Annotated in this window: 23 protein-coding genes; 15 read left to right on the top strand and 8 right to left on the bottom strand. The window is 75.1% G+C overall.

Annotation, left to right across the window (positions count from 1 at the left end):
* Nucleotides 1–98: 98 nt before the first annotated feature.
* Genes ACFSJS_RS02250 through ctaC form a run of 3 tightly spaced genes read right to left on the bottom strand, consistent with a single transcriptional unit; the run spans nucleotide 99 to nucleotide 3,181 of the window.
* Nucleotides 99–497 (bottom strand): cytochrome c oxidase subunit 4, encoded by a 399-nt coding sequence (locus ACFSJS_RS02250; RefSeq protein WP_380896060.1) that lies wholly within the window; start codon nucleotides 495–497, stop codon nucleotides 99–101.
* On the bottom strand, nucleotides 494–2,233 hold the full coding sequence (gene ctaD / locus ACFSJS_RS02245; RefSeq protein WP_380896058.1) for an aa3-type cytochrome oxidase subunit I: 1,740 nt from the start codon (nucleotides 2,231–2,233) through the stop codon (nucleotides 494–496). The genes ACFSJS_RS02250 and ctaD overlap by 4 nt, the downstream gene beginning before the upstream one ends.
* 3 nt (nucleotides 2,234–2,236) lie before the next feature.
* Nucleotides 2,237–3,181 carry an aa3-type cytochrome oxidase subunit II gene (ctaC, locus tag ACFSJS_RS02240; RefSeq protein ID WP_380896056.1) on the bottom strand — a complete coding sequence of 315 codons (945 nt, stop codon included), beginning with the start codon at nucleotides 3,179–3,181 and terminating at the stop codon, nucleotides 2,237–2,239.
* Between the two features lie 243 nt (nucleotides 3,182–3,424).
* Here ctaC and ACFSJS_RS02235 point away from each other — a divergent pair, with 243 nt between their 5' ends.
* Nucleotides 3,425–4,861, top strand: coding sequence for a cysteine desulfurase/sulfurtransferase TusA family protein (locus tag ACFSJS_RS02235; protein ID WP_380896054.1), 1,437 nt, complete (start codon nucleotides 3,425–3,427; stop codon nucleotides 4,859–4,861).
* Between the two features lie 43 nt (nucleotides 4,862–4,904).
* Here the strand turns inward: ACFSJS_RS02235 and ACFSJS_RS02230 are convergent, their stop codons facing one another.
* A complete protein-coding gene (locus ACFSJS_RS02230; protein WP_380896053.1) occupies nucleotides 4,905–5,879 on the bottom strand; it encodes a carbohydrate kinase family protein in 975 nt (324 codons plus the stop codon).
* A gap of 233 nt (nucleotides 5,880–6,112) precedes the next feature.
* On the opposite strand from ACFSJS_RS02230, the gene ACFSJS_RS02225 reads away from it, so the two are divergent.
* The gene (locus ACFSJS_RS02225) at nucleotides 6,113–7,672 is read left to right on the top strand and encodes a hypothetical protein (RefSeq protein ID WP_380896051.1); all 1,560 of its coding nucleotides are present in this window, start codon (nucleotides 6,113–6,115) and stop codon (nucleotides 7,670–7,672) included.
* Nucleotides 7,673–7,790: 118 nt separating this feature from the next.
* Here ACFSJS_RS02225 and erpA read toward each other — a convergent pair whose 3' ends face one another.
* On the bottom strand, nucleotides 7,791–8,147 hold the full coding sequence (gene erpA, locus ACFSJS_RS02220; protein WP_380896049.1) for an iron-sulfur cluster insertion protein ErpA: 357 nt from the start codon (nucleotides 8,145–8,147) through the stop codon (nucleotides 7,791–7,793).
* Nucleotides 8,148–8,395: 248 nt separating this feature from the next.
* Here erpA and nadA point away from each other — a divergent pair, with 248 nt between their 5' ends.
* Nucleotides 8,396–9,610 carry a quinolinate synthase NadA gene (gene nadA / locus ACFSJS_RS02215; RefSeq protein WP_380896047.1) on the top strand — a complete coding sequence of 405 codons (1,215 nt, stop codon included), beginning with the start codon at nucleotides 8,396–8,398 and terminating at the stop codon, nucleotides 9,608–9,610.
* A 102-nt stretch (nucleotides 9,611–9,712) separates the two neighbouring features.
* Complete coding sequence (locus ACFSJS_RS02210; protein ID WP_380896046.1) at nucleotides 9,713–10,636, top strand: GNAT family N-acetyltransferase; 924 nt, start codon at nucleotides 9,713–9,715, stop codon at nucleotides 10,634–10,636.
* 39 nt (nucleotides 10,637–10,675) lie between these two features.
* On the opposite strand, the gene pspAA is transcribed toward ACFSJS_RS02210, so the two are convergent.
* Both pspAA and ACFSJS_RS02200 read right to left on the bottom strand, forming a co-directional pair.
* Nucleotides 10,676–10,996 (bottom strand): PspA-associated protein PspAA, encoded by a 321-nt coding sequence (gene pspAA, locus ACFSJS_RS02205; protein WP_380896044.1) that lies wholly within the window; start codon nucleotides 10,994–10,996, stop codon nucleotides 10,676–10,678.
* Between the two features lie 147 nt (nucleotides 10,997–11,143).
* On the bottom strand, nucleotides 11,144–11,938 hold the full coding sequence (locus ACFSJS_RS02200; RefSeq protein WP_380896767.1) for a PspA/IM30 family protein: 795 nt from the start codon (nucleotides 11,936–11,938) through the stop codon (nucleotides 11,144–11,146).
* A gap of 255 nt (nucleotides 11,939–12,193) precedes the next feature.
* Here ACFSJS_RS02200 and ACFSJS_RS02195 point away from each other — a divergent pair, with 255 nt between their 5' ends.
* From ACFSJS_RS02195 to ACFSJS_RS02180, 4 genes are all read left to right on the top strand, one after another.
* Nucleotides 12,194–12,793 carry a DUF3043 domain-containing protein gene (locus ACFSJS_RS02195; RefSeq protein ID WP_380896043.1) on the top strand — a complete coding sequence of 200 codons (600 nt, stop codon included), beginning with the start codon at nucleotides 12,194–12,196 and terminating at the stop codon, nucleotides 12,791–12,793.
* Between the two features lie 83 nt (nucleotides 12,794–12,876).
* The gene (locus ACFSJS_RS02190; RefSeq protein WP_380896041.1) at nucleotides 12,877–13,692 is read left to right on the top strand and encodes a class I SAM-dependent methyltransferase; all 816 of its coding nucleotides are present in this window, start codon (nucleotides 12,877–12,879) and stop codon (nucleotides 13,690–13,692) included.
* Nucleotides 13,693–13,791: 99 nt separating this feature from the next.
* The gene (locus ACFSJS_RS02185) at nucleotides 13,792–15,603 is read left to right on the top strand and encodes an ABC transporter ATP-binding protein (RefSeq protein ID WP_380896039.1); all 1,812 of its coding nucleotides are present in this window, start codon (nucleotides 13,792–13,794) and stop codon (nucleotides 15,601–15,603) included.
* Between the two features lie 58 nt (nucleotides 15,604–15,661).
* Nucleotides 15,662–16,723: a S1C family serine protease gene (locus tag ACFSJS_RS02180; protein WP_380896037.1), complete on the top strand. Its 1,062-nt coding sequence runs from the start codon at nucleotides 15,662–15,664 to the stop codon at nucleotides 16,721–16,723.
* Between the two features lie 90 nt (nucleotides 16,724–16,813).
* On the opposite strand, the gene ACFSJS_RS02175 is transcribed toward ACFSJS_RS02180, so the two are convergent.
* Nucleotides 16,814–17,026: a hypothetical protein gene (locus ACFSJS_RS02175; protein WP_380896035.1), complete on the bottom strand. Its 213-nt coding sequence runs from the start codon at nucleotides 17,024–17,026 to the stop codon at nucleotides 16,814–16,816.
* Nucleotides 17,027–17,166: 140 nt separating this feature from the next.
* On the opposite strand from ACFSJS_RS02175, the gene ACFSJS_RS02170 reads away from it, so the two are divergent.
* The 7 genes from ACFSJS_RS02170 (at nucleotide 17,167) to ACFSJS_RS02140 (ending at nucleotide 26,712) form a co-directional block, all read left to right on the top strand.
* Entirely contained in the window at nucleotides 17,167–18,405 is a 1,239-nt protein-coding gene (locus tag ACFSJS_RS02170) for a bifunctional adenosylcobinamide kinase/adenosylcobinamide-phosphate guanylyltransferase (RefSeq protein WP_380896033.1), read from the top strand.
* A gap of 81 nt (nucleotides 18,406–18,486) precedes the next feature.
* A complete protein-coding gene (locus ACFSJS_RS02165) occupies nucleotides 18,487–19,608 on the top strand; it encodes a nicotinate-nucleotide--dimethylbenzimidazole phosphoribosyltransferase (protein WP_380896031.1) in 1,122 nt (373 codons plus the stop codon).
* 61 nt (nucleotides 19,609–19,669) lie between these two features.
* A complete protein-coding gene (locus ACFSJS_RS02160) occupies nucleotides 19,670–20,500 on the top strand; it encodes an adenosylcobinamide-GDP ribazoletransferase (RefSeq protein ID WP_380896029.1) in 831 nt (276 codons plus the stop codon).
* A 198-nt stretch (nucleotides 20,501–20,698) separates the two neighbouring features.
* Complete coding sequence (locus ACFSJS_RS02155; RefSeq protein ID WP_380896027.1) at nucleotides 20,699–22,267, top strand: leucyl aminopeptidase; 1,569 nt, start codon at nucleotides 20,699–20,701, stop codon at nucleotides 22,265–22,267.
* A 409-nt stretch (nucleotides 22,268–22,676) separates the two neighbouring features.
* On the top strand, nucleotides 22,677–24,065 hold the full coding sequence (lpdA, locus tag ACFSJS_RS02150; RefSeq protein ID WP_380896025.1) for a dihydrolipoyl dehydrogenase: 1,389 nt from the start codon (nucleotides 22,677–22,679) through the stop codon (nucleotides 24,063–24,065).
* 59 nt (nucleotides 24,066–24,124) lie between these two features.
* Entirely contained in the window at nucleotides 24,125–25,960 is a 1,836-nt protein-coding gene (gene sucB / locus ACFSJS_RS02145) for a 2-oxoglutarate dehydrogenase, E2 component, dihydrolipoamide succinyltransferase (protein ID WP_380896023.1), read from the top strand.
* A gap of 128 nt (nucleotides 25,961–26,088) precedes the next feature.
* The gene (locus ACFSJS_RS02140; RefSeq protein ID WP_380896021.1) at nucleotides 26,089–26,712 is read left to right on the top strand and encodes a GntR family transcriptional regulator; all 624 of its coding nucleotides are present in this window, start codon (nucleotides 26,089–26,091) and stop codon (nucleotides 26,710–26,712) included.
* Nucleotides 26,713–26,805 lie beyond the last annotated feature (93 nt).

Here is a 26,805-nt window from a genome sequence, read left to right as displayed (position 1 = left end):
CACGGTAGGAACGCTGCTCGGAACGGACGACCCGGATACGTACGAACGGGTCATCTCCGGAGTGTGTCCGGAGATGACCCGTGCGTAGTGGGGTAGTGCTACTGGTTCTGGTTCTCCCCGTGGTAGTACTCGAAGACCCAGCCGAAGAGGCCGACGAGCAGCAGCGGCGCGGAGATGAGGGTCAGCCACCAGCCGAGGGCCACGCCCAGGAAGGCGAACGCGGCGCCCGCCGCCAGGACGAGCGGCTGCCAGCTGTGCGGGCTGAAGAAGCCCAGCTCGCCGGCGTCGTCGGCGACGTCCGCGTCCTTGTTGTCCTGGGCCCCGGTGTCCACCCGGCGGGCCGTGAAGGCCAGGTAGTAGCCGACCATGATCGACAGGCCGAAGGACATGAACAGGGCCGTGGTGCCGACCGGCTCCTTGGACCACACGCCGTAGACGATGGCGACGGCCAGGATGAAGACCGACAGCCAGATGAACATGCGTCCCTGGATCTTCACTTGCCGGCCTCCTTGGCACCGGAGAGAACCGGGCCCTCGGGACCCTGGGTGTTCTCGAGCTGGTCGAGTTCGGCGATCTCCGGGTGGTGCAGGTCGAACGCCGGGGATTCGGACCGGATCCGGGGCAGCGAGACGAAGTTGTGCCGCGGCGGCGGGCAGGAGGTCGCCCACTCCAGCGAGCGGCCGTAGCCCCACGGGTCGTCGACCTCGATCTTCGGCGCGTACTTCGCCGTCTTCCAGACGTTGTAGAAGAACGGCAGGATCGACATGCCGAGCAGGAACGAGCAGATCGTGGAGAACGTGTTCAGCGCGGTGTAGCCGTCGGCCGCCAGGTAGTCGGCGTACCGGCGCGGCATGCCCTCGGCGCCCAGCCAGTGCTGGACCAGGAAGGTGCCGTGGAAGCCGACGAACAGCGTCCAGAAGGTGATCTTGCCGAGGCGCTCGTCGAGCATCTTGCCGGTGAACTTCGGCCACCAGAAGTGGAAGCCGGCGAACATCGCGAAGACCACGGTGCCGAAGACCACGTAGTGGAAGTGCGCCACCACGAAGTAGGAGTCGGAGACGTGGAAGTCCAGCGGCGGCGAGGCCAGGATGACGCCGGTCAGGCCGCCGAAGGTGAAGGTGATCAGGAAGCCGATCGACCAGAGCATCGGCGTCTCGAAGGAGAGCGAGCCCTTCCACATCGTGCCGATCCAGTTGAAGAACTTCACACCGGTGGGCACCGCGATGAGGAACGTCATGAAGGAGAAGAAGGGCAGCAGCACACCGCCGGTGACGTACATGTGGTGCGCCCAGACGGTGACCGACAGGCCCGCGATCGCGATCGTCGCGGCCACCAGGCCGATGTAGCCGAAGAGCGGCTTGCGGCTGAAGACCGGGATGACCTCGGAGACGATGCCGAAGAACGGCAGCGCGATGATGTACACCTCGGGGTGGCCGAAGAACCAGAACAGGTGCTGCCACAGCAGCGCGCCGCCGTTGGACGCGTCGAAGATGTGCGACCCGAACTTGCGGTCGGACTCCAGCGCGAAGAGCGCGGCGGCCAGCACCGGGAAGGCCAGCAGGACCAGGACACCGGTCAGCAGGACGTTCCAGGTGAAGATCGGCATGCGGAACATCGTCATGCCCGGGGCGCGCATGCAGATGATCGTGGTGATGAAGTTGACCGCGCCCAGGATGGTGCCGAAGCCCGAGAGGGCCAGGCCCATGATCCACATGTCGCCGCCGACGCCCGGGCTGTGGACGGCGTCACTGAGCGGCGTGTAGGCGAACCAGCCGAAGCTGGCCGCGCCGCCCGGGGTGAGGAAGCCGCCGACCGCGATCGTCGAGCCGAGGAGGTAGAGCCAGTAGGCGAACATGTTCAGCCGCGGGAACGCCACGTCGGGCGCGCCGATCTGCAGCGGCATGATCCAGTTCGCGAAGCCGGCGAACAGCGGGGTGGCGAACATCAGCAGCATGATCGTGCCATGCATGGTGAACGCCTGGTTGAACTGCTCGTTCGACATGACCTGCAGGCCCGGACGGGCCAGCTCGGCGCGCATGAAGAGCGCCAGGACGCCGCCGATGCAGAAGAAGGCGAACGAGGTGACCAGGTAGAGCGTGCCGATCGTCTTGTGGTCGGTGGTGGTCAGCCACTGGATCACTCGGCTGCCGCGCTCTTTCCGGCGCAGGGGGGCGGGAGTTGCCGCCGGCTGGTCGGTTGCGGCGGCACCCTGGGATTCGTTGAGGATGCTCACGGGTTACTGGCCTTCTCGTTCTTGGCGGGCTCCGCCCGCCGGGATGTAGCCGGTCTGGCCCTTCTCCGCCAGTTCCTCCAGGTACTGCTGGTAGCGCTCGGGGGAGACGACCTTGACGTTGAACAGCATCCGGGCGTGGTCCACACCGCACAGCTCGGCGCACTTGCCCCGGAAGGTGCCCTCCTCGGTGGGAGTCACCTCGAACTGGTTGGTGTGGCCGGGGATCACGTCCTGCTTGAACAGGAACGGCAGGACCCAGAAGGAGTGGATGACGTCCCTGGAGGTCAGGATGAAGCGGACCTTCTCGCCCTTCGGCAGCCACAGCGTCGGGCCCGGGTTGCCGTTCTGCGGGTTCCGCTCGCCGGGCGTCCCCACCACGTGGACGCCCTCGGCGCCCTCGGGAACGGCCTCCATCATGGAGGCGGGGATGCCCTCCAGCTCGTCGGCGTCCTTGTTGGAGGTGGAGGCGTCGCCGTCCACGTCCTCCAGGTAGTTGAAGCCCCAGCTCCACTGGTAGCCGACGACGTTGATGACGTGGTCGGGCCGGTCGGAGATCTCCAGGAGCTTCGACTCGTCCCGGGCGGTGAAGTAGAAGAGCACCGAGACGATGATGAGCGGAACCACCGTGTACAGCGCCTCGATGGGCATGTTGTACCGGGTCTGCGGGGGTACCTGGACCTTGGTCCTGGTGCGCCGGTAGACGATGGCGCACCACAGGATCAGGCCCCACACCAGGACGCCCACCGCGAGCGCGGCCGCCCACGAGCCCTGCCACAGGGAGAGGATCCGCGGCGCCTCCTCCGTGACCGGGGTGGGCATACCGAGGCGGGGGAAGTCCTTGTATGTGCAACCGGTGGCGGTTGCCAGGACCAGGCCCGCGGCAAGCGCCTGCGGCAGCTTCCGCCGCATCGGGCGCCGCGACGAGCGGTCGGAGCCGTTGGGACTCACGTAGCGCCTTCCCGAGAGTCTCGCCCGCTCGGCACGGCTCGGCCTTGTCGGTCGGGCGCGGCCCTGGCGCGGGCAGGGGTTTGGATGTTTATGCGGACCAAACCCTACTGGACGCCATTCGGGGTCGCGCGGGGAGGGTGCCCAACGCGCCGCGCCTCCCTCCGATGGGGTGGAACGGGTGCTTCCGGGGTCGTGCCGGGCTCCTGCGCGCCGGGGCCGTCCCGGGCGCGCTAGCGTGCCGGTATGCCCTACTTCGACGCCGCCTCCTCCCTCCCGCTGCACCCCGTCGCACGTCAGGCGCTGCTCGCCTCGCTCGACGAGGGGTGGGCCGACCCCACCCGGCTGCACCGGGAGGGCCGGCGGGCCCGGCTGCTGCTGGACGCGGCGCGCGAGGCGGCCGCCGAGGCCGTCGGGTGCCGCCCGGACGAGCTGTCCTTCACCTCCTCGGGCACCCGCGCGCTGCACACCGGGATCGCCGGGGCGCTGGCCGGGCGGCGGCGGGCCGGGCGGCGCCTGGTGGTCTCGGCCGTGGAGCACTCCGCCGTGCTGCACGCGGCCGGGGCCCACGAGGCGGGTGGCGGAACGGTGGTGACGGTGCCCGTGGACCGCACGGGCCGGGTGGCGCCCGCGGACTTCGGCGCGGCGCTGCGGGGGGACGGCGGGGACGACGGCACGGCGCTGGCCTGCCTGCAGGCGGCCAACCACGAGGTGGGCACCGAGCAGCCGGTGGCCGAGGCGGCGGAGCTCTGCGCGGCCGCCGGGGTGCCGCTGCTGGTGGACGCCGCCCAGTCGCTGCCGTGGGGCCCGGTGGCCGGGGGCTGGTCGCTGCTGGCCGCCAGCGCGCACAAGTGGGGCGGTCCGGGCGGGGTCGGGCTGCTGGCGGTGCGCAAGGGGACGCGGTTCGCCCCGCCGCCCCCGCTGGACGAGCGGGAGTCGGGACGCGCCCCGGGGTTCGCCGGCCTCCCGGAGATCGTGGCGGCGGCGGCCTCGCTGCGGGCGGTGCGCGCGGCGGCGGAGGCGGAGGGGGCGCGGCTGCGCGCCCTGGTGGACCGCATCCGGGCGCGGGTGCCCGAGCTGGTGCCGGACGCGGAGGTGGTGGGCGACCCGGTGCGGCGGCTGCCGCACGTGGTGACGTTCTCCTGCCTGTACGTCGACGGCGAGGCGCTGCTCCACGCCCTGGACCGGGCGGGCTTCTCGGTCTCCTCGGGCTCCTCGTGCACCTCCGACACCCTGGCGCCCAGCCACGTCCTGCGCGCCATGGGGGTGCTCTCCGAGGGCAACGTCCGCGTCTCGCTGCCGCCGGGCACCACCGCGGAGGACGTGGAGTCCTTCCTGGCGGTGCTGCCGGACGCGGTGCGGCAGGTGCGCGACCGGCTCGGCGCCCCCGCCGTGCCGCCGCGGACCGGGCCGGGGCCGCGGGACGGCGGGGGCGCCGAGGACTCCGGAGGCCCGAAGGGCACCGGGGCGCCCTCGCTCACCGTCGACTCCCTGGGCAGGCGGTGTCCGATCCCGGTCATCGAGCTGGCGAAGGTGATCGACCGGGTGCCGGTGGGCGGCACCGTCGTGCTGCTCGCCGACGACGAGGCGGCCCGTCTGGACATCCCGGCCTGGTGCGCGATGCGCGGCCACGAGTACCTGGGCGCGGACGGCCACGAGTACCGGGTGCGCCGCCTGGCCTGACCGCGGCCCCCGGCGGTCCGCCGGGGGCCGGCCCGGTCCCGGCTCAGGCCAGGCAGGCGCGGACCTCGGCCGCCGCGTCCTCGCCGTAGGTCTTGGTGAAGCGCTCCAGGAAGTGGCTGCGCCGCAGCTCGTACTCCTGGGTGCCCAGCGTCTCGATCACCAGGGTGGCGAGCATGCAGCCGAGCTGGGCGGCCCGCTCCAGGCCCAGTTTCCAGGCCAGGCCGGAGAGGAAGCCGGCCCGGAAGGCGTCGCCGACGCCGGTGGGGTCGACCTTCTCCTCCTCCGGCGGGCAGGGCACGGTGATCGCCTCCTGCCCGGCGCGCTCGATGCGCACGCCCCGGGAGCCCAGCGTGGTGACGCGGGTGCCGACCTTCTGGAGGATCTCCTCGGCGCTCCAACCGGTCTTGGACTCCACCAGGCCCGCCTCGTACTCGTTGGTGAACAGGTAGGCGGCGCCCTCGGTCAGGCCCCGGATCTCCGCGCCCTCCATCCGGGCGAGCTGCTGGGAGTAGTCGGCGGCGAAGGGGATGCCGCGGGTGCGGCACTCCTCGGTGTGGCGCATCATCGCCTCGGGGTCGTCCGCCCCGATGTGCACCAGGTCCAGACCGCCCACCCGGTCGGCGACGGCCTTGAGCTCGATCAGCCGGGCCTCGCTCATCGCGCCGGTGTAGAAGGAGCCGATCTGGTTGTGGTCGGCGTCCGTGGTGCACACGAAGCGCGCGGTGTGCAGCACCTCGGAGATGCGCACCGAGGCGGTGTCCACGCCGTGCCGCTCCAGCCAGGCGCGGTACTCCTCGAAGTCGGCGCCCGCCGCGCCGACGAGGACCGGGCGCACGCCGAGCTGGCCCATGCCGAAGCTGATGTTCGCGCCGACCCCGCCGCGCCGGACGTTGAGGGTGTCCACCAGGAACGACAGCGAGACCGTGTGAAGCCGGTCGCCGACGAGCTGGTCGGCGAAGCGGCCGGGGAAGGTCATCAGGTGGTCGGTGGCGATGGAACCGGTGACGGCGATGCGCATGGCGGGCTGCTCCTGCGGGACGGTGGGAGGACGGGCGCCACCACGCTACTTCCCCTTCCCTCCCGCCGCCGCAACAGGGCCGTGACCGGGGGGCCGGGCGGGGGGCCGGCCGGGAGGCGGCCGGGGAACCGCCCGGGGCCCGGCCGCGTCACACCGGCGCACGGCTGGAAGACGAGCACCAGGTGCGCCCGGTACGCGGTACGCGCGGTGCACGCTAGCGAAGGAGCGATGCGGTGAGTGCCGACCACACCCCGGAACCCGCCCGGCCGCGGCGGCGCGGACTGACGGCGGCCTCGGTGGCCCTGGCCGTCCTGCTGGCCGGCGGAGGCGGCGCGTACTGGGCCGCGGGCGGCGCCGCCGGCGGCGGGTCGTCGGACGCGGCCCGGGACGGGTCCGCACGCCGGCCGGCGCCGCTGGTCCTGGACGGCTACGGCGCGCCGGCGGCGGCCCCGGCCGAGCGCGGGATCGCGCCCGGCGGGCCCGCTCCGGACGGCGGCCCCCTCTACAAGGCCTCCGGCCCGCTGCCGGAGGGGCCCGAAACGGCCCCGGCCTACCGCTCCGTCGCCGACGTCGACCGGAGGGCCGTCGCCGCGCTGGCGGAGGCCCTGGAGGTGCCCGGCACGGTCCGCGAGGAGGGCGGCGCGTGGACGGCCGGCGGCGGCGGCCGCGGGCAGGGCAGGTCGCTGCGGGTGGACTCGGCCACGGGCGCCTGGACGTTCACCGCGGCGGTCCCGCTGAGGGCCGGCGGCGTCTCCGAGGAGGAGGCGAGGAGGGCCGCCGAGCCGGTGGTCGAGGCGCTGGGCCTGGAGGACGCCGCGGTGGACGCCGGCACGGAGCGGGACGGACTGCGGATCGTCCGTGTCGACCCGCGGCAGGACGGCCTGCCCGTCCACGGCCGGACGACCGAGGTCGGCGTCGGCCACGGGGGCGCCCTGGCCGGCGGCAGCGGGCGGCTGGCCGGGCTGGAGCGGACGGACGGGGAGGCCGAGTACCCGGTGGTGGACGCCGCACGGGCCCTGGCCGCGCTCAACGGGCGCAGCGGCCGGACGGGGCCGCAGGTCCTGTGCGCGGAGCCCGGGGAGGGGAAGCCCGGTCCGGGGCGGCCGGGTCCCGACCGGCCTGGCGCGGACGGGCCGGACGCCGTCCCGCCGGCGGACGGCGACCCGGGTGTGCCCGGCGGGGCGGGGAGCCCCGAGCCCTGCGGCCCGGGCGGCGGGCGCGGGACCCTGGAGGTGACGGGGGCGGAGTTCGGGCTGTCGGCCTACCGCTCGCAGGGGCGCGACCTGCTGGTGCCGTCCTGGCTGTTCGAGGTGGCCGGGCCGGACGGCCGGCAGCGCACGGTGGCCCATCCGGCGGTGGAGCCGGAGTACCTGGCCCCGTCCTCCCCCGGCGGCGGCGACGGCGACGGCGGCGACGCTTCCACATCCTCCCCGGCCGAGCCCGGCGGCCCGTCCGCGGGACGGCCGGTGCGGACCGCGACGCACGTGGACGAGTACGGCGAGGGGGACCGCACGCTCACCGTCCACTTCTGGGGCGGGGTGTGCGGCGACCACACCGCGACCGCCGAGGAGAGCGGGGAGTCGGTGACGGTGCGGATCACCGGGAAGCCCCGGGACCCGGGCGGGGTCTGCGTCATGATCGCCGAGGAGATGACCGCCGAGGTGGAGCTGGACCGGCCCGTCGGCGACCGGAGGCTCCTCGACGAGGAGGGCGAGCCGCTGCCCGAGGGGCGGCCGGCGGAGGGGGCCGGCGGAGCCGGGAGGGACGGAGGGCCGGGCGCCGGCGCCGAGTGACCCGGCGGGCCGTGCGCACGCCGAGGCCCCCCGCACGCACGCCGAAGGCGGCGGCCCCGGAGCGGGGCCGCCGCCTTCGGCGTGCTGCGATGGCCGCGCCGCGCCGGCGCGGGGCGGCTCAGCTGAAGGAGTCGCCGCAGGCGCAGGAGCCCGTGGCGTTCGGGTTGTCGATGGTGAAGCCCTGCTTCTCGATGGTGTCGACGAAGTCGATGGAGGCGCCGTTGAGGTACGGGGCGCTCATGCGGTCGGTGACGACGCGGACGCCGTCGAACTCCTTGACGACGTCGCCGTCGAGGGAGCGCTCGTCGAAGAAGAGCTGGTACCGCAGGCCGGAGCAGCCGCCGGGCTGAACGGCGACGCGCAGGGCCAGGTCGTCGCGGCCCTCCTGCTCGAGCAGGCTCTTGACCTTCGCGGCGGCGGCGTCGGACAGGATGATTCCGTCAGTCGTCACAGCGGTCTCGTCCGATACGGACATCTGCTTCTCTCCCGGGTTTGTACGGACTGCTCTGCCGCCTGCTCAACAGGCGGCCTCCCGGTTTCATTCCAGGCCGGGCACGTCGTGTTGCGGCTTTCATGCTCGCACACCGGGCGCCCCGCGGTCACTCTCGAGCACCGCTCCAGGAATGCGTCACATTGACATGATGGCCGTCGTCAAACCGGCCCGGCACGGTTATGATAGATAACGTCAATCCGACGAAAAGACCGCCTGAGCCCCACGAAAGGGTGCGTGCCGTGAACACCGCCCCGCCCGCCGCCCCGGTCACCCCCGGGGACGCCCTGGACGTCCAGCCGACCCCGCTGGCCCTGCTCCTCCTCGGCCGCGAGGCCGACGCCAGGAGCGAGCGCGGTGTGGAGTGCCCCGGCGACTTGCCCGCCCCCTCGGACCCCGACCTGGTCGAGCGCGCCCGCGCGGCGAAGGAGCGGCTGGGCGAGAAGGTCTTCGTCCTGGGCCACCACTACCAGCGCGACGAGGTCATCCGGTTCGCCGACGTCACCGGCGACTCCTTCAAGCTGGCCCGGGACGCCGCGGCCCGCCCGGAGGCGGAGTACATCGTCTTCTGCGGCGTGCACTTCATGGCCGAGTCCGCCGACATCCTCACCTCCGACCGCCAGCAGGTCGTCCTGCCGGACCTGGCCGCCGGCTGCTCGATGGCGGACATGGCCACCGCCGAGCAGGTCGCCGAGTGCTGGGACGTGCTGACCGAGGCGGGCGTCGCCGGGACGACGGTCCCGGTCTCCTACATGAACTCCTCCGCCGACATCAAGGCCTTCACCGGCCGGCACGGCGGTACCATCTGCACCTCCTCCAACGCCAGGCGGGCGCTGGAGTGGGCCTTCTCGCAGGGCGAGAAGGTCCTCTTCCTCCCCGACCAGCACCTGGGCCGCAACACCGCGGTGCGCGACATGGGGATGTCGCTGGAGGACTGCGTCGTCTACAACCCGCACAAGCCGAACGGCGGGCTGACCGCCGAGGAGCTGCGCGCGGCGAAGATGATCCTGTGGCGGGGCCACTGCTCGGTCCACGGCCGCTTCTCGCTGGACTCGGTGAACGACGTGCGCGAGCGCGTCCCCGGCATCAACGTGCTGGTGCACCCCGAGTGCCGCCACGAGGTCGTCGCGGCGGCCGACCACGTGGGCTCCACCGAGTACATCATCAAGACCCTCGAAGCCGCCCCGGCCGGCTCGAAGTGGGCGATCGGCACCGAGCTGAACCTGGTGCGCCGCCTGGCCGACCGCTTCGCCCCCGAGGGCAAGGAGGTCGTCTTCCTCGACCGGACGGTCTGCTTCTGCTCCACCATGAACCGGATCGACCTGCCCCACCTGGTCTGGGCGCTGGAGTCCCTGGCCGACGGCAGGGTCGTCAACCGCATCCAGGTGGACCCGGAGACCGAGAAGTTCGCCAAGCTGGCCCTGGAGCGGATGCTCGCCCTGCCCTGACAGGCCGGCACCGGGGAGGGCGGCGGCACCGGGGGTGCCGCCGCCCTCCCGGCTTCCGCGATCCCGTGGCCGGGGGCGGGGCGGTCGGCCAGGATGGTCGGCATGCTGCTGCGCCCGGTACGCGACCGCGACGAGGACGCCGAGGCCGTGCGGTTCGTCGCCAGGGCCGCCTACGCCGGCCTCGCCGCCCCCGGCACGTGCGCCGTGGGGGCCGCCGCCGGCCCTCCTCCGCCGGGCCGCGGGCCCTTCGGCCCCCGCGTCCCGCTGCCCGCCCCGGCCGCGGAGCGCCCCCTCCACACCCGCCACCTGGCCCGCACCGACCCGCACGGCTGCCTGCTGGCCGAGGACGCCGCGGGCCGCCCCGTCGGGGCGGTGCTCTCCACCCGCCGCGAGGGCACCTGGGCGCTGTCCCTGCTGGCCGTCCTGCCCGAGGCGCAGGGGCGCGGGGTGGGGACCGAGCTGCTGCGGCGGGCCGCGGCGTACGGCCGGGGCTGCCTGCGCGGCATCGCCTGCGGCCCGCCCCACCCGGCGGTGGCCCGCGTCTGCCGCCGGGCCGGGTTCGAACTCCACCCGGCGATGCGCCTGGCCGGAACGGTCTCCCTGGCGCGTCTCGCGGCCCCGGACGGCGCGGTGGCCGAGGGCGGCCCGCGGGACCGGGACCTGATGGACTCGGTGGACCGCCGGCTGCGCGGCGGCGCCCACGGCCCGGACCACGAGGAACTGCTGCGCCACTGCCGGCTGCTGGTGACCGACGGCTTCACCGGCAGCGGCTACTGCTACCTGCGCGGGGACCGGGTCGAGCTGCTGGCCGCCACCTCCCGGCGGCTGGCCGTCCGGCTGCTGACCGCCGCCCTGGGCGCCTTCGGCGAGGGGAGGCGGGTGCTGGTCCCCCACCTGACGGCCGGGCAGCAGTGGGCCGTGGACGTGGGGCTGGCCGCCGGGCTGGAGGCGGCCTGCGCGGGCTGGCTGTGCCTGCGCGGGATGCGGCCGCCCTCGCCGTACGTCCCCTCCGAGGCGTTCCCCTGACGGGGCCGGCCTCCCCCGCTCCGGGAGAGGCCGGCCCCGTCAGGCGGGGGTGTCGGTGGTGCCGGGGGACTCACCCGCGGCGTCGGCCGGGAAGAAGCCGTCCCCGTCCAGCAGCTCGCGGACCTCCTCCAGGGTGGCCCCGGGCGCGGGCAGGATCAGCTCCGAGGGTTCCAGGGAGTCGTCGGGCAGGGGCGTGCCCAGGGAGCGCACGGCGTCCAGCAGGGCGGCCAGCGTGCGACGGAAACCGACCCCGTCGCCGTGCTCCATCTCCTCCAGCAGCTCGTCGTCCAGCCTGCTGAGGCCGGGCAGGTGGCTGTCGTCCAGCCTGACCTGCCCCTCCCCCATGATCCGTACGATCACGTCGCTCTCCTTCCCGTACCCGCGCGGCCGTCGGGACGGGTTCCCGCCGCGCCGGGGCTGATGCCCCCGCGCGCCGTTTCCGGGTGTTCCGGGCGGGCCCGCCGCGGCGGGTGCGGGACCGGGTCCGGCGGCGGACCCGCCGCCGGCCTACTGCTTGTCGAAGCGGGGCGCGTCCTCGGGCTGCTGCCGGGCCTGCTGCTCCTGCTGGGCCTGGCCCTGGCCCTGGCCGCCCTCGATGGCCTGCCGGTCGCCGCCGGTGCCGCCCGTCAGCTCGGCCTTCATGCGCTGGAGCTCCAGCTCCACGTCCGAACCGCCGGAGATGCGGTCCAGCTCGGCCGCGATGTCGTCCTTGGCCAGCCCGCTGGGGTCGTCGAGCGCGCCGGAGGCCAGCAGCTCGTCGATCGCACCGGCCCGGGCCTGCATCTGCGCGGTCTTGTCCTCCGCGCGCTGGATGGCCAGGCCGACGTCGCCCATCTCCTCGGAGATGCCGGAGAACGCCTCGCCGATGCGGGTCTGCGCCTGGGCGGCGGTGTAGGTGGCCTTGATCGTCTCCTTCTTGGTGCGGAAGGCGTCCACCTTGGCCTGGAGGCGCTGGGCGGCGAGGGTCAGCTTCTCCTCCTCGCCCTGCAGGGTCTCGTGCTGCTGCTGGAGGTCCGCCACCTGCTGCTGGAGGGCGGAGCGGCGGGTCAGCGCCTCGCGCGCCAGGTCCTCGCGGCCCAGGGCCAGCGCCTTGCGGCCCTGGTCCTCCAGCTTGGCCGACTGCGACTGGAGCTGGTTGAGCTGGAGTTCCAGGCGCTTGCGGGAGGTGGCCACGTCGGCGACCCCGCGCCGCACCTTCTGCAGCAGCTCGAGCTGCTTCTGGTAGGAGTAGTCCAGCGTCTCGCGCGGGTCCTCGGCCCGGTCCAGGGCCTTGTTGGCCTTCGCGCGGAAGATCATCCCCATACGCTTCATGACACCGCTCATGGGCCTCGCGCGCCCCCTTCATGACGGACTGAGCCTCGCAACACACCGACAGGTCCCACACTACGGGCCCCGTCTCCATTACCGCACTGTCCGGCCCCGGATGCGCTCCTCCTCCAGGACGATCGGCGAACGGCTTCCTCCGGCCCAGGGAGTAGACGGACCGTATTCCGCCGTTGCCGGATCGTTCCCCGTGGGGGTGGGGGCCACACCTGGGCGCCCCGTACTCTTGGCAGTGTGTTCCGAAGCCGTTCCCGTGATGAGCAGAGCACGGCTCCCCAGGAGACCGTGACGCCGGCCAAGCGCCGCGACCCGCAGGCCCCCAAGGGGCGCCCCACGCCCAGGCGCAGTGAGGCCGAGGCCCTGCGGCGCGCCGTGGTCAAGCCTCCCGCCGACCGCAAGGAGGCCGCCCGGCGCGCCCGCGAGGCCCGCCGGGCCGAGCTGGCCAAGCAGCGCGAGGCCCTGGCCGGCGGAGACGAGCGCTACCTCCCGATGCGCGACCGCGGCCCGGTGCGGCGCTACGCGCGCGACTTCGTGGACGCCAAGTGGCACGTGGCGGAGTTCTTCCTGCCGGTGGCCGTGGTCATCCTGATCCTGAGCATGGTGCCGTCGGTCCAGGTCAAGAACGCCTCGCTGCTGCTGTGGCTGGGCGTCATCGTGATGATCGTCGTGGACTCCTTCGTCACCGGCCTCAGGCTCAAGAGGGCCCTGGCCGAGAACTTCCCCGACGAGCAGCGGCGGGGCGCCGTGGCGTACGCGCTGATGCGGACGCTCCAGATGCGCCGCATGCGTCTGCCCAAGCCGCAGGTCGCCCGGGGCGGGACCCCGCGGCGCTGAACCGGCCGGCGGCGGTCCACGGACCGCCGCGGCCCGGCGACAGACCACTCCCCGACGGATCGGATCCCGACGGACGGCCATCGATGGACACCGCCGTACGACACGACGACGTGAACGACGCGGGCGGCACACCAGCCGCCGCGCCCCCAGCGGGCATCCCGTCCCCCGCCGCGCCCCCCGGTGCGGTGCCGCGGGGCGGTGCCACCGTGCACCGGGCGCTGATCGCCCGGCAGGTCGAGGAGCAGATCACCGCGCGCTTCCCGGTGGGCCGGCGGCTGCGCGTCCTGGACGTGGCGCTGCGCGACGGCCGGCAGGCCCTGCCGCTGGCGCGCGCCGGCCACGAGGTCACGGGTCTGGAGACCGACCCGGAGCTGGTCGGCGCGGTGCGGCGCGCCCTGGAACTGGAGCCCGAGGGCATCCGGGAGCGCACCCGGATCGTCCCCGGGGACAGCCGCAGCACCGGCGCCCACTTCCAGCCCGGCTCCTTCGACGTGGTGCTCTGCCACGGCGTGCTCGCCCCCGGCGACGAGCCCGGGCCGCTGCTCGCCGGACTGGGCCGGGTGCTGGCCCCCGACGGGCTGCTGTCGCTGGTGGTGCCCAACACCGGGGCCGCGGCCCTGCGGCCGGGACTGGCCGGCGACTGGGAGGGCGTCCTGGAGCGGCTCGCCCCCGATCCCGGGGAGCGCCCCCTGCGCCGCGAGGCGCTGTCGGCCGCCCTGGAGGGGATGAGCACCCCGGTGCGGCAGTGGTACGGGGTGGGGGTCTTCACCGGTGACGACGCCCCCCTGCCCGCCGACGGGCAGGGGGAGCGGCTGCTGTCGGCCGAGGAGCGGGCCGGGCGCACCGATCCCTACCGCTCGGTGGCCGCGCTGCTGCACCTGTGCGCCGTGCGCGGCTGACCGGAAGGCTCAGGCACCGGCGGAGTCCCGCGCGTCCTGCCACCCGGGGAGCGGCGGCCGCCGCTCCCGTGAACAGGCCGTGCGATCAGGAAGGTCACCGTGTCCGCCACCCAGGCACACCCCGCGCCCCCGGCACGCCCCGCCGCCTCCGGCCGGCTCCCCGCCCGGGAGACCTGGCGCGCGCTGTACGCCCATGTGCGCCCGCACCGCGCGCCGGTCGCGCTGGGTGCCCTGCTGACCCTGGTCGGCGCCGTCACCGGGCTGGCGCAGCCGCTGGCCGCCAAGGAGCTGGTGGAGCGGCTGGGCGACGGCGGGTCGATCGCCTCGGTGCTGCTGGTCCTGACCGCCCTGGTGGTGCTGGGCACGGTGGTCGAGGCGGTCGGCGCGTACCTCCTCAACCGCACCGCCGAATCCGTGGTGCTGGCCGCGCGCCGGCAGCTCGTCGCCCGGCTGCTGCGGCTGCGGATGCCCGAGGTGGAGCGCACCAGCCCCGGCGACCTGATGGCGCGGGTCACCTCGGACACCACGCTGCTGCGGCAGGTCACCACCACCTCCGTGGTCTCGCTCGCCACCGGTTCGCTCACGCTGGTGGCGACCGTCGTGCTGATGGCCCGGATGGACCCGGTGCTGCTGGGCGTCACGCTCGGGGTGATCGTGCTGATCGGCGCCTCGATGGGCCTGGTGCTGCCGCGCATCTCGAAGGCGGCGAAGCGGGCGCAGGAGTCGGTCGGGGAGATGTCCTCGGTGCTGGAGCGCGCCTTCGGGGCGTTCCGCACGGTCAAGGCGGCGGGCGCGGAGGCCCGTGAGGCGCGCGCCGTGGAGGAGGCCGCGCGGACGGCCTGGGTCCACGGGGTGCGGGCCGCCCGGTGGAACGCGGTGGCCTCGTCCTCGGTCGGCCTGGCCGTCCAGGTGTCGTTCCTGGCCGTGCTGGGCGTCGGCGGGGCGCGGGTGGCCTCGGGGGCGGTCTCCGTCTCGACGCTGGTCGCCTTCCTGCTCCTGCTGTTCTACCTGATCGACCCGGTCTCCCGGCTGGTCGAGGCCGCCGCGCAGTACCAGGTGGGGGCCGCGGCCGTGGCCCGGATCGCCGAGGTGTCGCAGTTGGCGACCGAGCCCGGGCACGACGGACCGCCCCGGGCCCAGGGCCCGCCCGCCTCGGTCGCCTTCGACCGCGTCGTCTTCCGCTACCGGCCGGACGCGCCGGACGTCCACCGCGGGGTCTCCTTCTCGGTGCCGGGCGGCGGGATGACCGCGTTCGTCGGCCCGTCGGGCGCGGGCAAGTCCACGGTCTTCGCGCTGCTGGAGCGCTTCCACGAGGCGGGCGGCGGCCGGGTGCTGGTCGACGGGCGCGACGTGCGCGACTGGCCGCTGCACGAACTGCGGGCGGCGATCGGCTACGTGGAGCAGGACGCGCCCGTGCTGGCCGGGACGCTGCGCGAGAACCTGCTGTTCGCCGCCCCGCACGCCACCGAGGAGGAGGTGCGGGAGGTGCTGGCGCGCACCCGGCTGACCGACCTGGTGGAGCGGCTGCCCGACGGGCTGGAGACGGTCGTCGGGCACCGGGGCGGCAGGCTGTCGGGCGGGGAGCGGCAGCGGGTGGCGATAGCGCGGGCACTGCTGCGCCGCCCCCGGCTGCTGCTCCTGGACGAGGCGACCTCGCAGCTGGACGCGGTCAACGAGCTGGCGCTGCGCGACACGGTGGCGGAGGCCGCCCGGACGACGACGGTGCTGGTCGTCGCCCACCGGCTGTCCACGGTGACGCTCGCGGACCGGATCGTGGTGCTGGAGGCCGGACGGGTGCGGGCGGTGGGCACCCACGGGGAGCTGGTCGCCGCCGATCCGCTCTACGGCGAGCTGGCGGCGACGCAGTTTCTGGCGGCCCCGCAGGGGAACGCGGACGCCTCGAAGGCGTGACGTCCCGGCGTGGACGCCCGCCCGACCGCCACCGGCCGGCGAAGGGGGCCGCACCGCCATGACCCGTTCTCCCGGACGCGGCTCGCGCCGCGCCAGGGCCGCCGCCCTGTGCGCGGCGGCCGCCCTGTTCGCCGGCTGCACCGGCTCCGACTCCCCCGGCGGCTCCGAGGAGCGGGCCTCGCCCGGCGGCACCGTCGCCGTACCCGAGTCCGCCGGCGACCTCCAGGAGTCCTTCCAGCGGGTCGTCGACCAAGTGCTGCCGTCCGTCGTCCAGATCACCACCGCCGAGGGGCTGGGATCGGGCGTGGTCTACGACGAGGAGGGCCACATCGTCACCAACGCCCACGTGGTGGGCGACGCCGAGCGGCTCCGCGTCACCCTCGCCACCGGCCGCCGCGACCAGGCGGCGGAGCTGGTCGCCCGCCACCCGGACGAGGACCTGGCCGTCGTGCGGCTCACCGATCCGCCCGGCACGCTGCGCCCGGCGGCGTTCGGCGACTCCGGCGAGGTGGAGGTCGGGCAGATCGTGCTGGCCATGGGCAACCCGCTGGGGTTGTCCTCCAGCGTCACCGAGGGGATCGTCTCGGCCACCGGGCGCTCCCTCGCCGAGGGGCCGGGAACCGCCATCGGCGACCTGATCCAGACCTCGGCCCCCATCAACCCGGGCAACAGCGGGGGCGCGCTGGTCGACCTCTCCGGCCGGGTGATCGGCATCCCGACCCTGGCCGCCCGCTCCCCCGGCGGGGACGGGGGAGCGGCACCGGGCCTGGGCTTCGCCATCCCCTCCGACACCGTCCGCGACCTGGCCGACCAGATGATCGAGCACGGCGAGGTGGTCGACTCCGACGAGGCGGCGATCGAGGCGACGGTGCGCACCGTGCTCGGCGGCGACTTCCGGCCCGCCGGCGTCGCCGTGGTGGAGGCCGAGGAGGGCGGTGCGGCGGACGACGCCGGGCTGCGCGGCGGCGACGTGATCGTCCGGTTCGGCGGGGAGGAGACCCCCGACACCTCCGCCCTGGCGCAGGTGCTGGCCGCGCACGAGCCCGGCGACGGGCTGGAGGTCGTCTACCGGCGCGGCGGCGGGGAGCGCACCGCCCGGATCACCCTGGGCGAGCGCTGAGCCCTCCCGCGGTCCGCCCCCGCGCGCCCGCACCGCCCGGACCCGGCGGTGCGGGCGGGTCCGGGCGGTGCGGGCGCGCGGGCGGGGCCGTCAGCCCTCCTGGGCCGCGCTCAGGCTCATCGGCCCGTACACCTTCGTGCCGTCCTCCAGGAGCGTCACCTGCTCGACGCCGCCCTCCAGCAGCTCCCGCCAGGTCTCGCCGATCCAGCTCTCGGCGTCCCCCTGGGTGGGGAACTCCTCCGGCTGGACGGCCGGCTCCGCCTCCGTGCCGTCGGCCTTCTCGAACCGCCACGTCCACGCCATGTGCGTCTCCCCTGTCCCTGGGTGTGTGTGCCTGTGTCGCTGCGCGCCGCCTCCGGCCCGCACGTCCATGATCCTGTCCAGCCGGGCCGCAGGGTAGTGCCCCCCGCGCGGCGGGTTTCCGGGCACGAGACGATCGTGGCGTGGAACTCACCCTGCTCGGTACCGGCGCCCCCGCCGGCCTTCCCCGCCCCGGCTGCACCTGCGCCGCCTGCGCGACCGCGGTCGGCGCGGACGCGCGGGCCGCGACCGCGCTGCTCGTGGACGGCGTCCTGCTGCTCGATCTGACCCCGGGGCCCGCCCTGGCCGCCGCCCGCGCCGGGCGGACCGTGCACGGGGTGCGGCAGGTGCTGCTGTCGCACCCGCACGACGGCCCCGTCCAGGAGGTCCCCGCGGGGCTGCCCGCCCCGGCGCGGGTCCCCGACGGGCGGGAGCTGGCGCTGCTCGGCGGGCACCGGGTGCGCGCGGTGGCCCTGGACGCGCCCGGCACCGGGTACGAGGTCACCGGCCCGGACGGCGAGCGGCTGCTCTACCTGCCGCCGGGCGCGGCCCTGGCGGGCCTGGCCGCCGCCCCGGCGCGCGAGGCCGCGCCGGGGCGGGCGGCCGCGGCGCCGTACGCCCTGGTGGCGCTGGACGTCCTGGGCCGCCCCGACGCGCTCGCCCGGCTGCGGGCGGCCGGGGCGGTCGGCCCGACCACGGACGTGCTGGCCGTCCACGTGGACCACGACGTGCCGCCCGGCCCCGAGCTGCACCGCCGGCTGACCGCCGCCGGGGCCCGCACCGTGCCGGACGGCACCACGCTGCTGGTGGGCGACTACCGGGCGGTCCCCGACCTGCCCCGGCGCACGCTGGTCCTGGGCGGCGCGCGGTCGGGGAAGTCCGCCGAGGCCGAGCGGCGGCTGGCCGCCTTCCCCGGCGTGCTGTACGTGGCCACCGGGGGCACCCGGGACGGCGACGCGGAGTGGGCTTCGCGGGTGGCGGCCCACCGCGAGCGCCGTCCGGCCGGCTGGCGCACGGCCGAGACCTGCGACCTGGTGCCGCTGCTCACCGAGGCGGACGCCCCGCCGGTGCTGATCGACTGCCTGGCCCTGTGGCTGACCTACGCGATGGACTCCGTCGGCGCCTGGGACGACGAGCGCTGGCGGTCCGGCGCGGCCCGGCGCGCCCTGGCCCGGCGGGTCGACGAGCTGGCCGCGGCCTTCCGGGCCGCCACCCGCACGGTGGTCGCGGTCAGCAACGAGGTGGGCTCGGGCGTCGTCCCCGCCACCGCCTCCGGCCGACGCTTCCGCGACGAGCTGGGGCGGCTGAACGCGGCGGTGGCCGCCGAGTGCGAGCACGTGCTGCTGGTCACGGCGGGCACCGCGCTCCCCCTGCGCGGCTGACCGGGCGCGGGCCGCCGGGCGCCTCCCGGCGGCCGGCGGGCACGGGACGGGCGGGACGGCCGTGGCGGTAGTGTCGGCCGCATGAGCGACGGCAGCCTGAACCTCGACGACTTCGGCGACCTCATCGAGCGTCCCGACAGCGGCGTCCGCCGGGACGCCGAGGAACGGCGGGCCCGGACCGGACTGCCGGCCGGGGCCCTGGGACGGCTGGACGAGCTGGGCGAGTGGCTGGCCGCGGCGCAGGGCCGCGTCCCCGTCGCGCCCGTCTCGCGGCCGAAGGCCGTGCTGTTCGCCGGGGACCACGGGGTGGCCTCCCTCGGCGTCTCGGCCCGGCCCGCGGGCGGCGCGCACGCCCTGGTGCGGGCCGCGCTGGAGGGCACCAGCCCGGCGGCGGTGCTGGCGCGGCGCCTGGGCGTCCCGCTGCGGATCGTCGACATGTCGCTGGACTGCGACCCGGACGGGCTGCCGGAGGAGATCACCCGCCACCGGGTGCGGCGCTCCAGCGGCCGGCTGGACGTCGAGGACAGCCTGACCCCCGAGGAGGCCGAGCGCGCCTTCCGCGCGGGGATGGCCGTCGCCGACGAGGAGGCCGACTCCGGCACGGACCTGGTGGTTCTGGGCGACCTCTCCGTCGGCGGCACCACCGCCGCGGGGGTGCTGGTCGCCGCCCTGTGCGGCACCGACGCCTCGGTGGTCACCGGGCGCGGCGGCGGACGCATCGACGACCTGGCCTGGATGCGCAAGTGCGCGGCCGTCCGCGACGGGCTGCGCCGGGCCCGCCCGGTCCTGGGCGACCAGCTGAGGCTGCTGGGCGCGGTGGCCGGGGCGGACCTGACCGCCATCACCGGCTTCCTGCTCCAGTCGGCCGTGCGCCGCACCCCGGTGGTCCTCGACGGCGTGGTCTCCGCCGCGTGCGCGCTGGTCGCCCAGCGGGTGGCGTTCCGGGCGCCGGACTGGTGGCTGGCCGGTCAGGCCAGCGGAGAGCCCGCGCAGGCCAAGGCGCTGGACCGGATGGCGCTCGACCCGCTGCTGGACCACGGCGTCACCGCGGGCGAGGGCACCGGCGCGCTGCTCGCCCTGCCCCTGGTCCAGGCCGCCGCGGCCCTGGCGGCCGAGCTGCCGGTGCGGGAGGAGGGGCCCGCCGGGGAGGACGGCCCGGGGGCGGGCCGCGCGGACGCCGCCGGGACGCTCGACGCCACCTGACCACCGGCCGGAACCGCGGCGCGGGGCGCCCCGCACGCCGCGGCGGGTAGCCTGCGGCGCCATGGAGACCACCGCGCAGCCGCCGCACGGCCCCCGGCCCCCCGGGCATCCGCCGCCCGCCCGGGTGGCGGACGGCGTGCGCTTCGCCTTCGGGACGCTCACCGTGCTGCCGGTGCGGGTGCCCCGCTGGGACCGGGCCGCCGCCCGGCGCGGCATGGTGTGCGCGCCCCTGGCCGGGCTGGTGGTCGGGGCCTGCGCGGCGGCGCTCGGGGCCCTGGCGCTGCTGCTGGGCGCCTCCCCGCTGCTCGCCGCCGTCGTCACCGTCGCGGTGCCCGCCGCCCTCACGCGCTGCCTGCACCTGGACGGGCTCGCGGATGTCGCCGACGGGCTGGGCAGCGGCCGGCCCGCCGAGGGGGCGCTGGAGGTGATGAAGCGCTCGGACATCGGGCCGTTCGGGGTGGTCGTGCTGCTCCTGGCCCTGCTGGGGCAGGTCGCGGCCGTCGCGGAGCTGTACGCCGCCGGCTGGGCGCACGGCGCCGCGGCGGCGGCCGCGTCCGCCGTGGTCGCGCGCACGGCCCTGACGCTCGCCGCCCGCGAGGGCGTGCCGGCGGCCCGGCCCGAGGGGCTGGGAGCCGCGGTCGCGGGCGCGGTACCGGTCCGGGCTGCGGCCGCGGCGGGTGCGGTGACGGTGCTCGCGGCCGCGGGCGCGGGCGCGGCGTGGGGGGTCCTCGCCGCGCTGCGGTACGCCGCGGCGGCGGTGCTGGCGCTGTGCGCGGCGGAGTGGCTGCTGGCCCGCTGCCGCCGCCGGCTGGGCGGGGTGAGCGGCGACGTCTTCGGCGCGCTGGCCGAAACCGCCCTCACCACATCCCTGCTGGTGCTTGCGCTGGGTTAGCGCCCCTCGGAGAATTCCGGGGGGGGCGGCCCGGCGGACGCCCCGCGCCCCCACCGCTCCTGCTCCGCCCCGGCGGGCCCCGCCCGTGCCGCCCGGAGCCGCCACCAGGGCCGTCCGGGCCGCGACGTAGGCTCGGCCCGTGCCCGAAGCCGTGCACATCCTCACGGCTTGCCAACCGGAAGAGGGATTCCCACCACCGTGTCTGCTCTCACTCTCAGTTCCTCGTCCGCCGCCTCGCTGCGCGCGGACGCCGTTGTCGTCGGCGTCGCCAAGGGACCGGACGGTCCCGTGGTCGCCCCGGGCGGCGAGACCGTGGACCAGGCGTTCGGCGGCTCCCTGGCCGCCGTCCTGGAGACCCTCGGCGCCTCCGGCGGCGAGGGCGAGGTCACCAAGCTGCCGGCACCGGAGGGTGTGAAAGCGGACCTGGTGCTGGCGGTCGGGCTCGGCGACGCCCCGGCGAAGGACGGCTCCCACGACCCGGAGGCGCTGCGCCGCGCCGCCGGTGCCGCGGCCCGCGCCCTGGCCGGCCGGAAGAAGGCCGGCTTCGCCCTGCCGGTCGGCGACGAGGCGTCGGTGGCGGCCGTCGCCGAGGGCGCGCTGCTGGGCGCGTACGCCTTCACCGCCTACCGCGGCACCGAGGACAAGGCCCGGGACGCGAAGTCCGGGAAGGGCAGGGCCAGGGGCAGGCGCGCGGACGACGACCGCAGCGCGCCGCTCGCCGAGGTCGTCGTGCTCGGCGCCAGGCCGCGCGACAAGGCCCACAAGGCCGCGGCCGAGCGCGCCCAGGTGGTGGCCGCCGAGGTCAACCGGGCCCGCGACCTGGTCAACACTCCCTCCAACGGCCTGTTCCCGAAGTCCTTCGCCGCCATCGTCCAGGCCGCCGCCAAGGAGTACGGCCTGGCGGTGGAGGTGCTGGACGAGAAGGCCCTCGCCAAGGGCGGCTTCGGCGGCATCCTGGGCGTCGGCCAGGGCTCGGCCAACCCGCCGCGCCTGGTGCGCCTGGCGTACACGCACGCCAAGGCGAAGAAGACCCTGGCCCTGGTCGGCAAGGGCATCACCTACGACTCGGGCGGCATCTCGCTCAAGCCGGCCGGCCACAACGAGACCATGAAGTGCGACATGAGCGGCGCCGCCGCCGTCTTCGCCGCCGTGGTCGCCGCCGCCCGGCTCGGCCTGCGGGTGAACGTCACCGGCTGGCTGGCCCTGGCGGAGAACATGCCGTCGGGCAGCGCGACCCGGCCGGGCGACGTGCTCACCATGTACAGCGGCAAGACGGTCGAGGTGCTCAACACCGACGCCGAGGGCCGCCTGGTGATGGCCGACGCCCTCACCAGGGCGTGCGAGGAGAAGCCGGACGCGGTGGTGGACGTGGCCACCCTGACCGGCGCGATGATGGTGGCGCTGGGCAGCCGCACCTTCGGCGTCATGGCGAACGACGACGCCTTCCGCACCACCGTGCACGAGCTGGCCGGGGAGGCGGGCGAGCAGTCCTGGCCGATGCCGCTCCCCGCGCACCTGCGCAAGGGCATGGACTCGTCCGTGGCCGACATCGCCAACATGGGCGAGCGGATGGGCGGCGGCCTGGTCGCCGGCCTGTTCCTGAAGGAGTTCGTCACCGAGGGCACCCCCTGGGCGCACCTGGACATCGCCGGTCCGGCCTTCAACGAGTCCGGCCCCTTCGGCTACACGCCCAAGGGCGGCACCGGCTCCGCGGTGCGCACCCTGGTCCGCCTCGCCGAGCGCACGGCCTCCGGGGACGTGGTCTGAGGCTTCCGGGCGCACCCGCGCCCGCGGTGGCTCCGGGCCCCGGGCGGGACCCGGAGCCACCGCGGCCTCCGCGGCGCGGCGGCCCGGCGGCCCGCTCGTCCTCCTCCCTCCCCCTCCCCCTCCTCGCGCCGGCGGGCCCGCCCCGCCCGGCCCGGTGTTCGCTCTGAGCGATCCTCTGGCCTCTACTTGCCGGTAGACACGCGTGGCCACGGAGAACCTGCCTGTTCGCGGAGGCGCGCGCGGTCCGGACACCGGCCCCGCGTCCCGCCGCCCGCCGACAAGTGCAAAGATGTTGTCTCGGCAGGACAGGGCCCGCTCAACCCACAGGGCCGAGCAAGAAGCGGCCGAAAGACAGCCGCCCGGTCCCCGGCGGACCGGCTCCGGCGCACCCATGCATGGAGGACGTGACGTGGCGAACGACGCCAGCACCGTTTTCGACCTAGTGATCCTCGGTGGCGGTAGCGGCGGTTATGCCGCTGCCCTGCGCGCTTCGCAGCTGGGTCTGGACGTCGCCCTGATCGAGAAGGACAAGGTCGGCGGTACCTGTCTGCACTACGGCTGCATTCCGACGAAGGCCCTGCTGCACGCCGGCGAGGTCGCGGACTCCGCGCGCGAGAGCGCCGAGTTCGGTGTCAAGGCCACGTTCGAGGGCATCGACATGCCGGCCGTCCACAAGTACAAGGACGGTGTGATCTCCGGCCTCTACAAGGGCCTGCAGGGGCTGATCGCCTCCCGCAAGATCACCTACGTGGAGGGCGAGGGCCGCCTGTCCTCCCCCACCTCGGTGGACGTGAACGGGCAGCGCTACGAGGGCCGGCACATCCTGCTGGCCACCGGCTCGGTGCCCAAGTCGATCCCCGGCCTGGAGATCGACGGCAACCGGATCATCAACTCCAACCACGCGCTGACCCTGGACCGCGTGCCGAAGTCGGTCGTCATCCTGGGCGGCGGCGTCATCGGCTGCGAGTTCGCCTCCGCGTGGAAGTCCTTCGGCACCGACGTCACCATCGTCGAGGGCCTGCCGCACCTGGTCCCGGCCGAGGACGAGAACAGCTCCAAGCTGCTGGAGCGGGCCTTCCGCCGCCGCGGCATCACGTTCTCCCTCGGCTCCTTCTTCGAGAAGGCCGAGTACACCCAGGACGGTGTCAAGGTCTCCCTGGCCAACGGCAAGGAGTACGAGGCCGAGCTGCTGCTCGTCGCCATCGGCCGCGGTCCGGTCTCGCAGGGCCTGGGCTACGAGGAGGCCGGGATCGCCATGGACCGCGGCTACGTCCTGGTGGACGAGTACTGCCGCACCAACGTGCCGACCGTCTCCGCCGTCGGCGACCTCATCCCGACCCTCCAGCTCGCGCACGTCGGCTTCGCCGAGGGCATCCTGGTGGCCGAGCGGCTGGCCGGCCTGAACGTGGTGCCGATCGACTACGCCGGCGTCCCGCGCGTGACGTACAGCCACCCGGAGGTCGCCTCCGTGGGCCTCACCGAGGCCCAGGCCAAGGAGAAGTACGGCGCGGACAAGGTCGTGACGCTGAAGTACAACCTCGGCGGCAACGGCAGGAGCAAGATCCTCAAGACGCAGGGCGAGATCAAGCTGGTCCAGGTCCGCGACGGGGCCGTGGTCGGCGTCCACATGGTCGGCGACCGGATCGGCGAGCAGGTGGGCGAGGCCCAGCTGATCTACAACTGGGAGGCCCTCCCCGCCGAGGTCGCGCAGCTCATCCACGCGCACCCGACGCAGAACGAGGCCCTCGGCGAGGCCCACCTGGCGCTGGCCGGCAAGCCGCTGCACTCCCACGACTGACCTCTCCGGGCGCGACCGCACCACGACACTCGCACATTTCGTTAGGAGCAACCGAAACCATGGCGGTTTCCGTAACCCTGCCGGCGCTCGGCGAGAGCGTCACCGAGGGCACCGTCACCCGCTGGCTGAAGGCCGAGGGTGAGCGCGTCGAGGCCGACGAGCCCCTGCTGGAGGTGTCGACCGACAAGGTCGACACCGAGATCCCCGCCCCCGCCTCCGGCGTCCTGTCCTCCATCAAGGTGGCCGAGGACGAGACGGTCGAGGTCGGTGCCGAGCTGGCCGTGATCGACGACGGCAGCGGCGCCCCGGCCGAGTCCGCCGCCCCGGCGCAGCAGGCCCCGGCGCAGCCCGAACCGCAGCAGCAGGCCCAGCCCGAGCCGCAGCCCGAGCCCGCCCCGGCCCAGCAGGCCCCGGCGCAGCCCGAGCCGGCCCCCGCGCAGCAGCAGGCCCCGTCCGGCGGCGCGCAGGGCACCGACGTGGTGCTCCCGGCGCTGGGCGAGTCCGTCACCGAGGGCACCGTCACCCGCTGGCTGAAGTCGGTGGGCGACGAGGTCGAGGCGGACGAGCCCCTGCTGGAGGTCTCCACCGACAAGGTCGACACCGAGATCCCCGCCCCCGCCTCCGGCACCCTGCTGGAGATCGTGGTGGGCGAGGACGAGACCGCCGAGGTCGGCGCCAAGCTGGCCGTGATCGGTGCCGCCGGTGCCGCCCCGGCCCCGCAGGCCGAGGCCCCCGCCCCGGCCCCGGCGCAGCAGCCCGAGCCGCAGCAGCAGGCCCAGCCCGAGCCGCAGCCCGAGCCCGCCCCGGCCCAGCAGGCCCCGGCACAGCCCGAGCCGGCCCCCGCGCAGCAGCCCGAGCCGCAGCGGCAGGCCCAGCCCGAGCCCGCCCCCGCGCAGCAGCCCGCCCCGGCCCCGGCCCAGCAGGCGCAGCCCGCCCCGGCCCCCGCAGCCGCCCCGGCGGGCGGCGAGGGCGCCTACGTGACCCCGCTGGTGCGCAAGCTCGCCGCCGAGAACGGCGTCGACCTGTCCACCGTCAAGGGCACCGGCGTCGGCGGCCGCATCCGCAAGCAGGACGTCGTGGCCGCCGCCGAGGCCGCCAAGGCGCAGGCCGCCGCCCCGGCCCCGGCCGCCGCACCGTCGGCCGGCCGCACCGCGGCGCCGGCCAAGCCGTCGCCGCTGCGCGGCCAGACGGTGCCGATGACCCGCATCCGCAAGGTCATCGCCGAGAACATGATGAAGGCGCTGCACAGCCAGGCGCAGCTGTCCTCCGTGGTCGAGGTGGACGTCACGCGGATCATGCGGCTGCGGGCCCGGGCCAAGGAGGACTTCCTGGCCCGCGAGGGCGTCAAGCTCTCCCCGATGCCGTTCTTCGTCAAGGCCGCCGCCGAGGCGCTGAAGGCCCACCCGTCGATCAACGCCAAGATCAACGACGACGGCACGGTGACCTACCACGACGTCGAGAACATCGGCATCGCGGTGGACTCCGAGAAGGGCCTGATGGTCCCGGTCATCAAGGGTGCGGGCGACCTGAGCCTCGCCGGCATCGCCAAGAAGACCGCGGAGCTGGCGGGCAAGGTCCGCACCGGCAAGCTCAGCCCGGACGACATGTCCGGCGGTACGTTCACGATCAGCAACACCGGTTCGCGCGGTGCGCTGTTCGACACGATCATCGTGAACTACCCGCAGGTGGCCGAGCTGGGCATCGGCGCCACCGTGCGCCGCCCGGTCGTGGTCGACCACCCGGAGCTGGGCGAGACCATCGCCATCCGGGACATGGTCTACCTGACCCTGTCCTACGACCACCAGCTGGTCGACGGCGCGGACGCCGCCCGTTACCTGACGGACGTCAAGGCCCGTCTGGAGGCCGGCGAGTTCGAGGGCGAGCTGGGTCTGTGACCCGGCCCTGACCGGCCCGCGACAGCCGTCGGCGCCCCCGCCCGGATCCCCGGGCGGGGGCGCCGCCGTTACCGGCCGCCGTATCGTCGGTGGCCCGCCCCCCGTCCCCGTCCCCGCAAGGAGCACCCATGACCCCTCCCGTCGTCCACTCCCTGCGCGAGCAGATCCGCGAGCACATCGTGGAGGGCATCGTCCAGGGGCGCTGGAAGCCGGGTGAGCGCATCGTGGAGCGGCGGATCGCCACGGAGCTGGAGGTCAGCCAGACGCCGGTGCGGGAGGCGCTGCGCGAGCTGGAGGCGCTGCGGCTGATCGAGTCGGCGCCGAACAAGGGCGTGCGGGTGCGGAACCTGACCGCGGCCGACCTGGAGGAGATCTACCCGGTGCGCGCCGGGCTGGAGCAGATCGCCGCCGAGCTGGCGGCCGACCGGCTGGCGCGGGACGTCTCGGCGCTGGAGGAGCACGTGGCGCTGCTGTACGGGGCCGACCGGGCCGGGGACGGCGAGGCCCAGGTGCGGCACACCGTCGCCTTCCACCGGGAGCTGGTGCGGGCGGCCGGCAACAGCGTGCTGCTGCACACCTGGGAGTCGCTGGGCATCGGCGTGTGGACCACGCTCGCCATCCGCTGGCTGGGCACCCGCCAGCAGTCGTACGCCGAGGAGCACGAGGCGGTCGTCGAGGCGTTCCGCAGGCGCGATCCGCGCATCGGCGAGCTGGTCAAGGAGCACGTCCTCGGATGTGCACCGCGTGCCTGATCAGGGGCACTGAATGCCAATTTCGGCGCGGAGGCGGTTTTTCTCCTCCCGCCCTTTGATCGATCATCGATCGTGGGCGTACAGTCCGGACAT

It is taken from the genome of Streptomyces desertarenae (genome assembly GCF_042681365.1).
Taxonomy (GTDB): Bacteria; Actinomycetota; Actinomycetes; order Streptomycetales; family Streptomycetaceae; genus Streptomyces; species Streptomyces desertarenae.
Note: the sequence above shows the minus strand (reverse complement) of the source record. Positions and strands in the feature narration are given on the sequence as shown.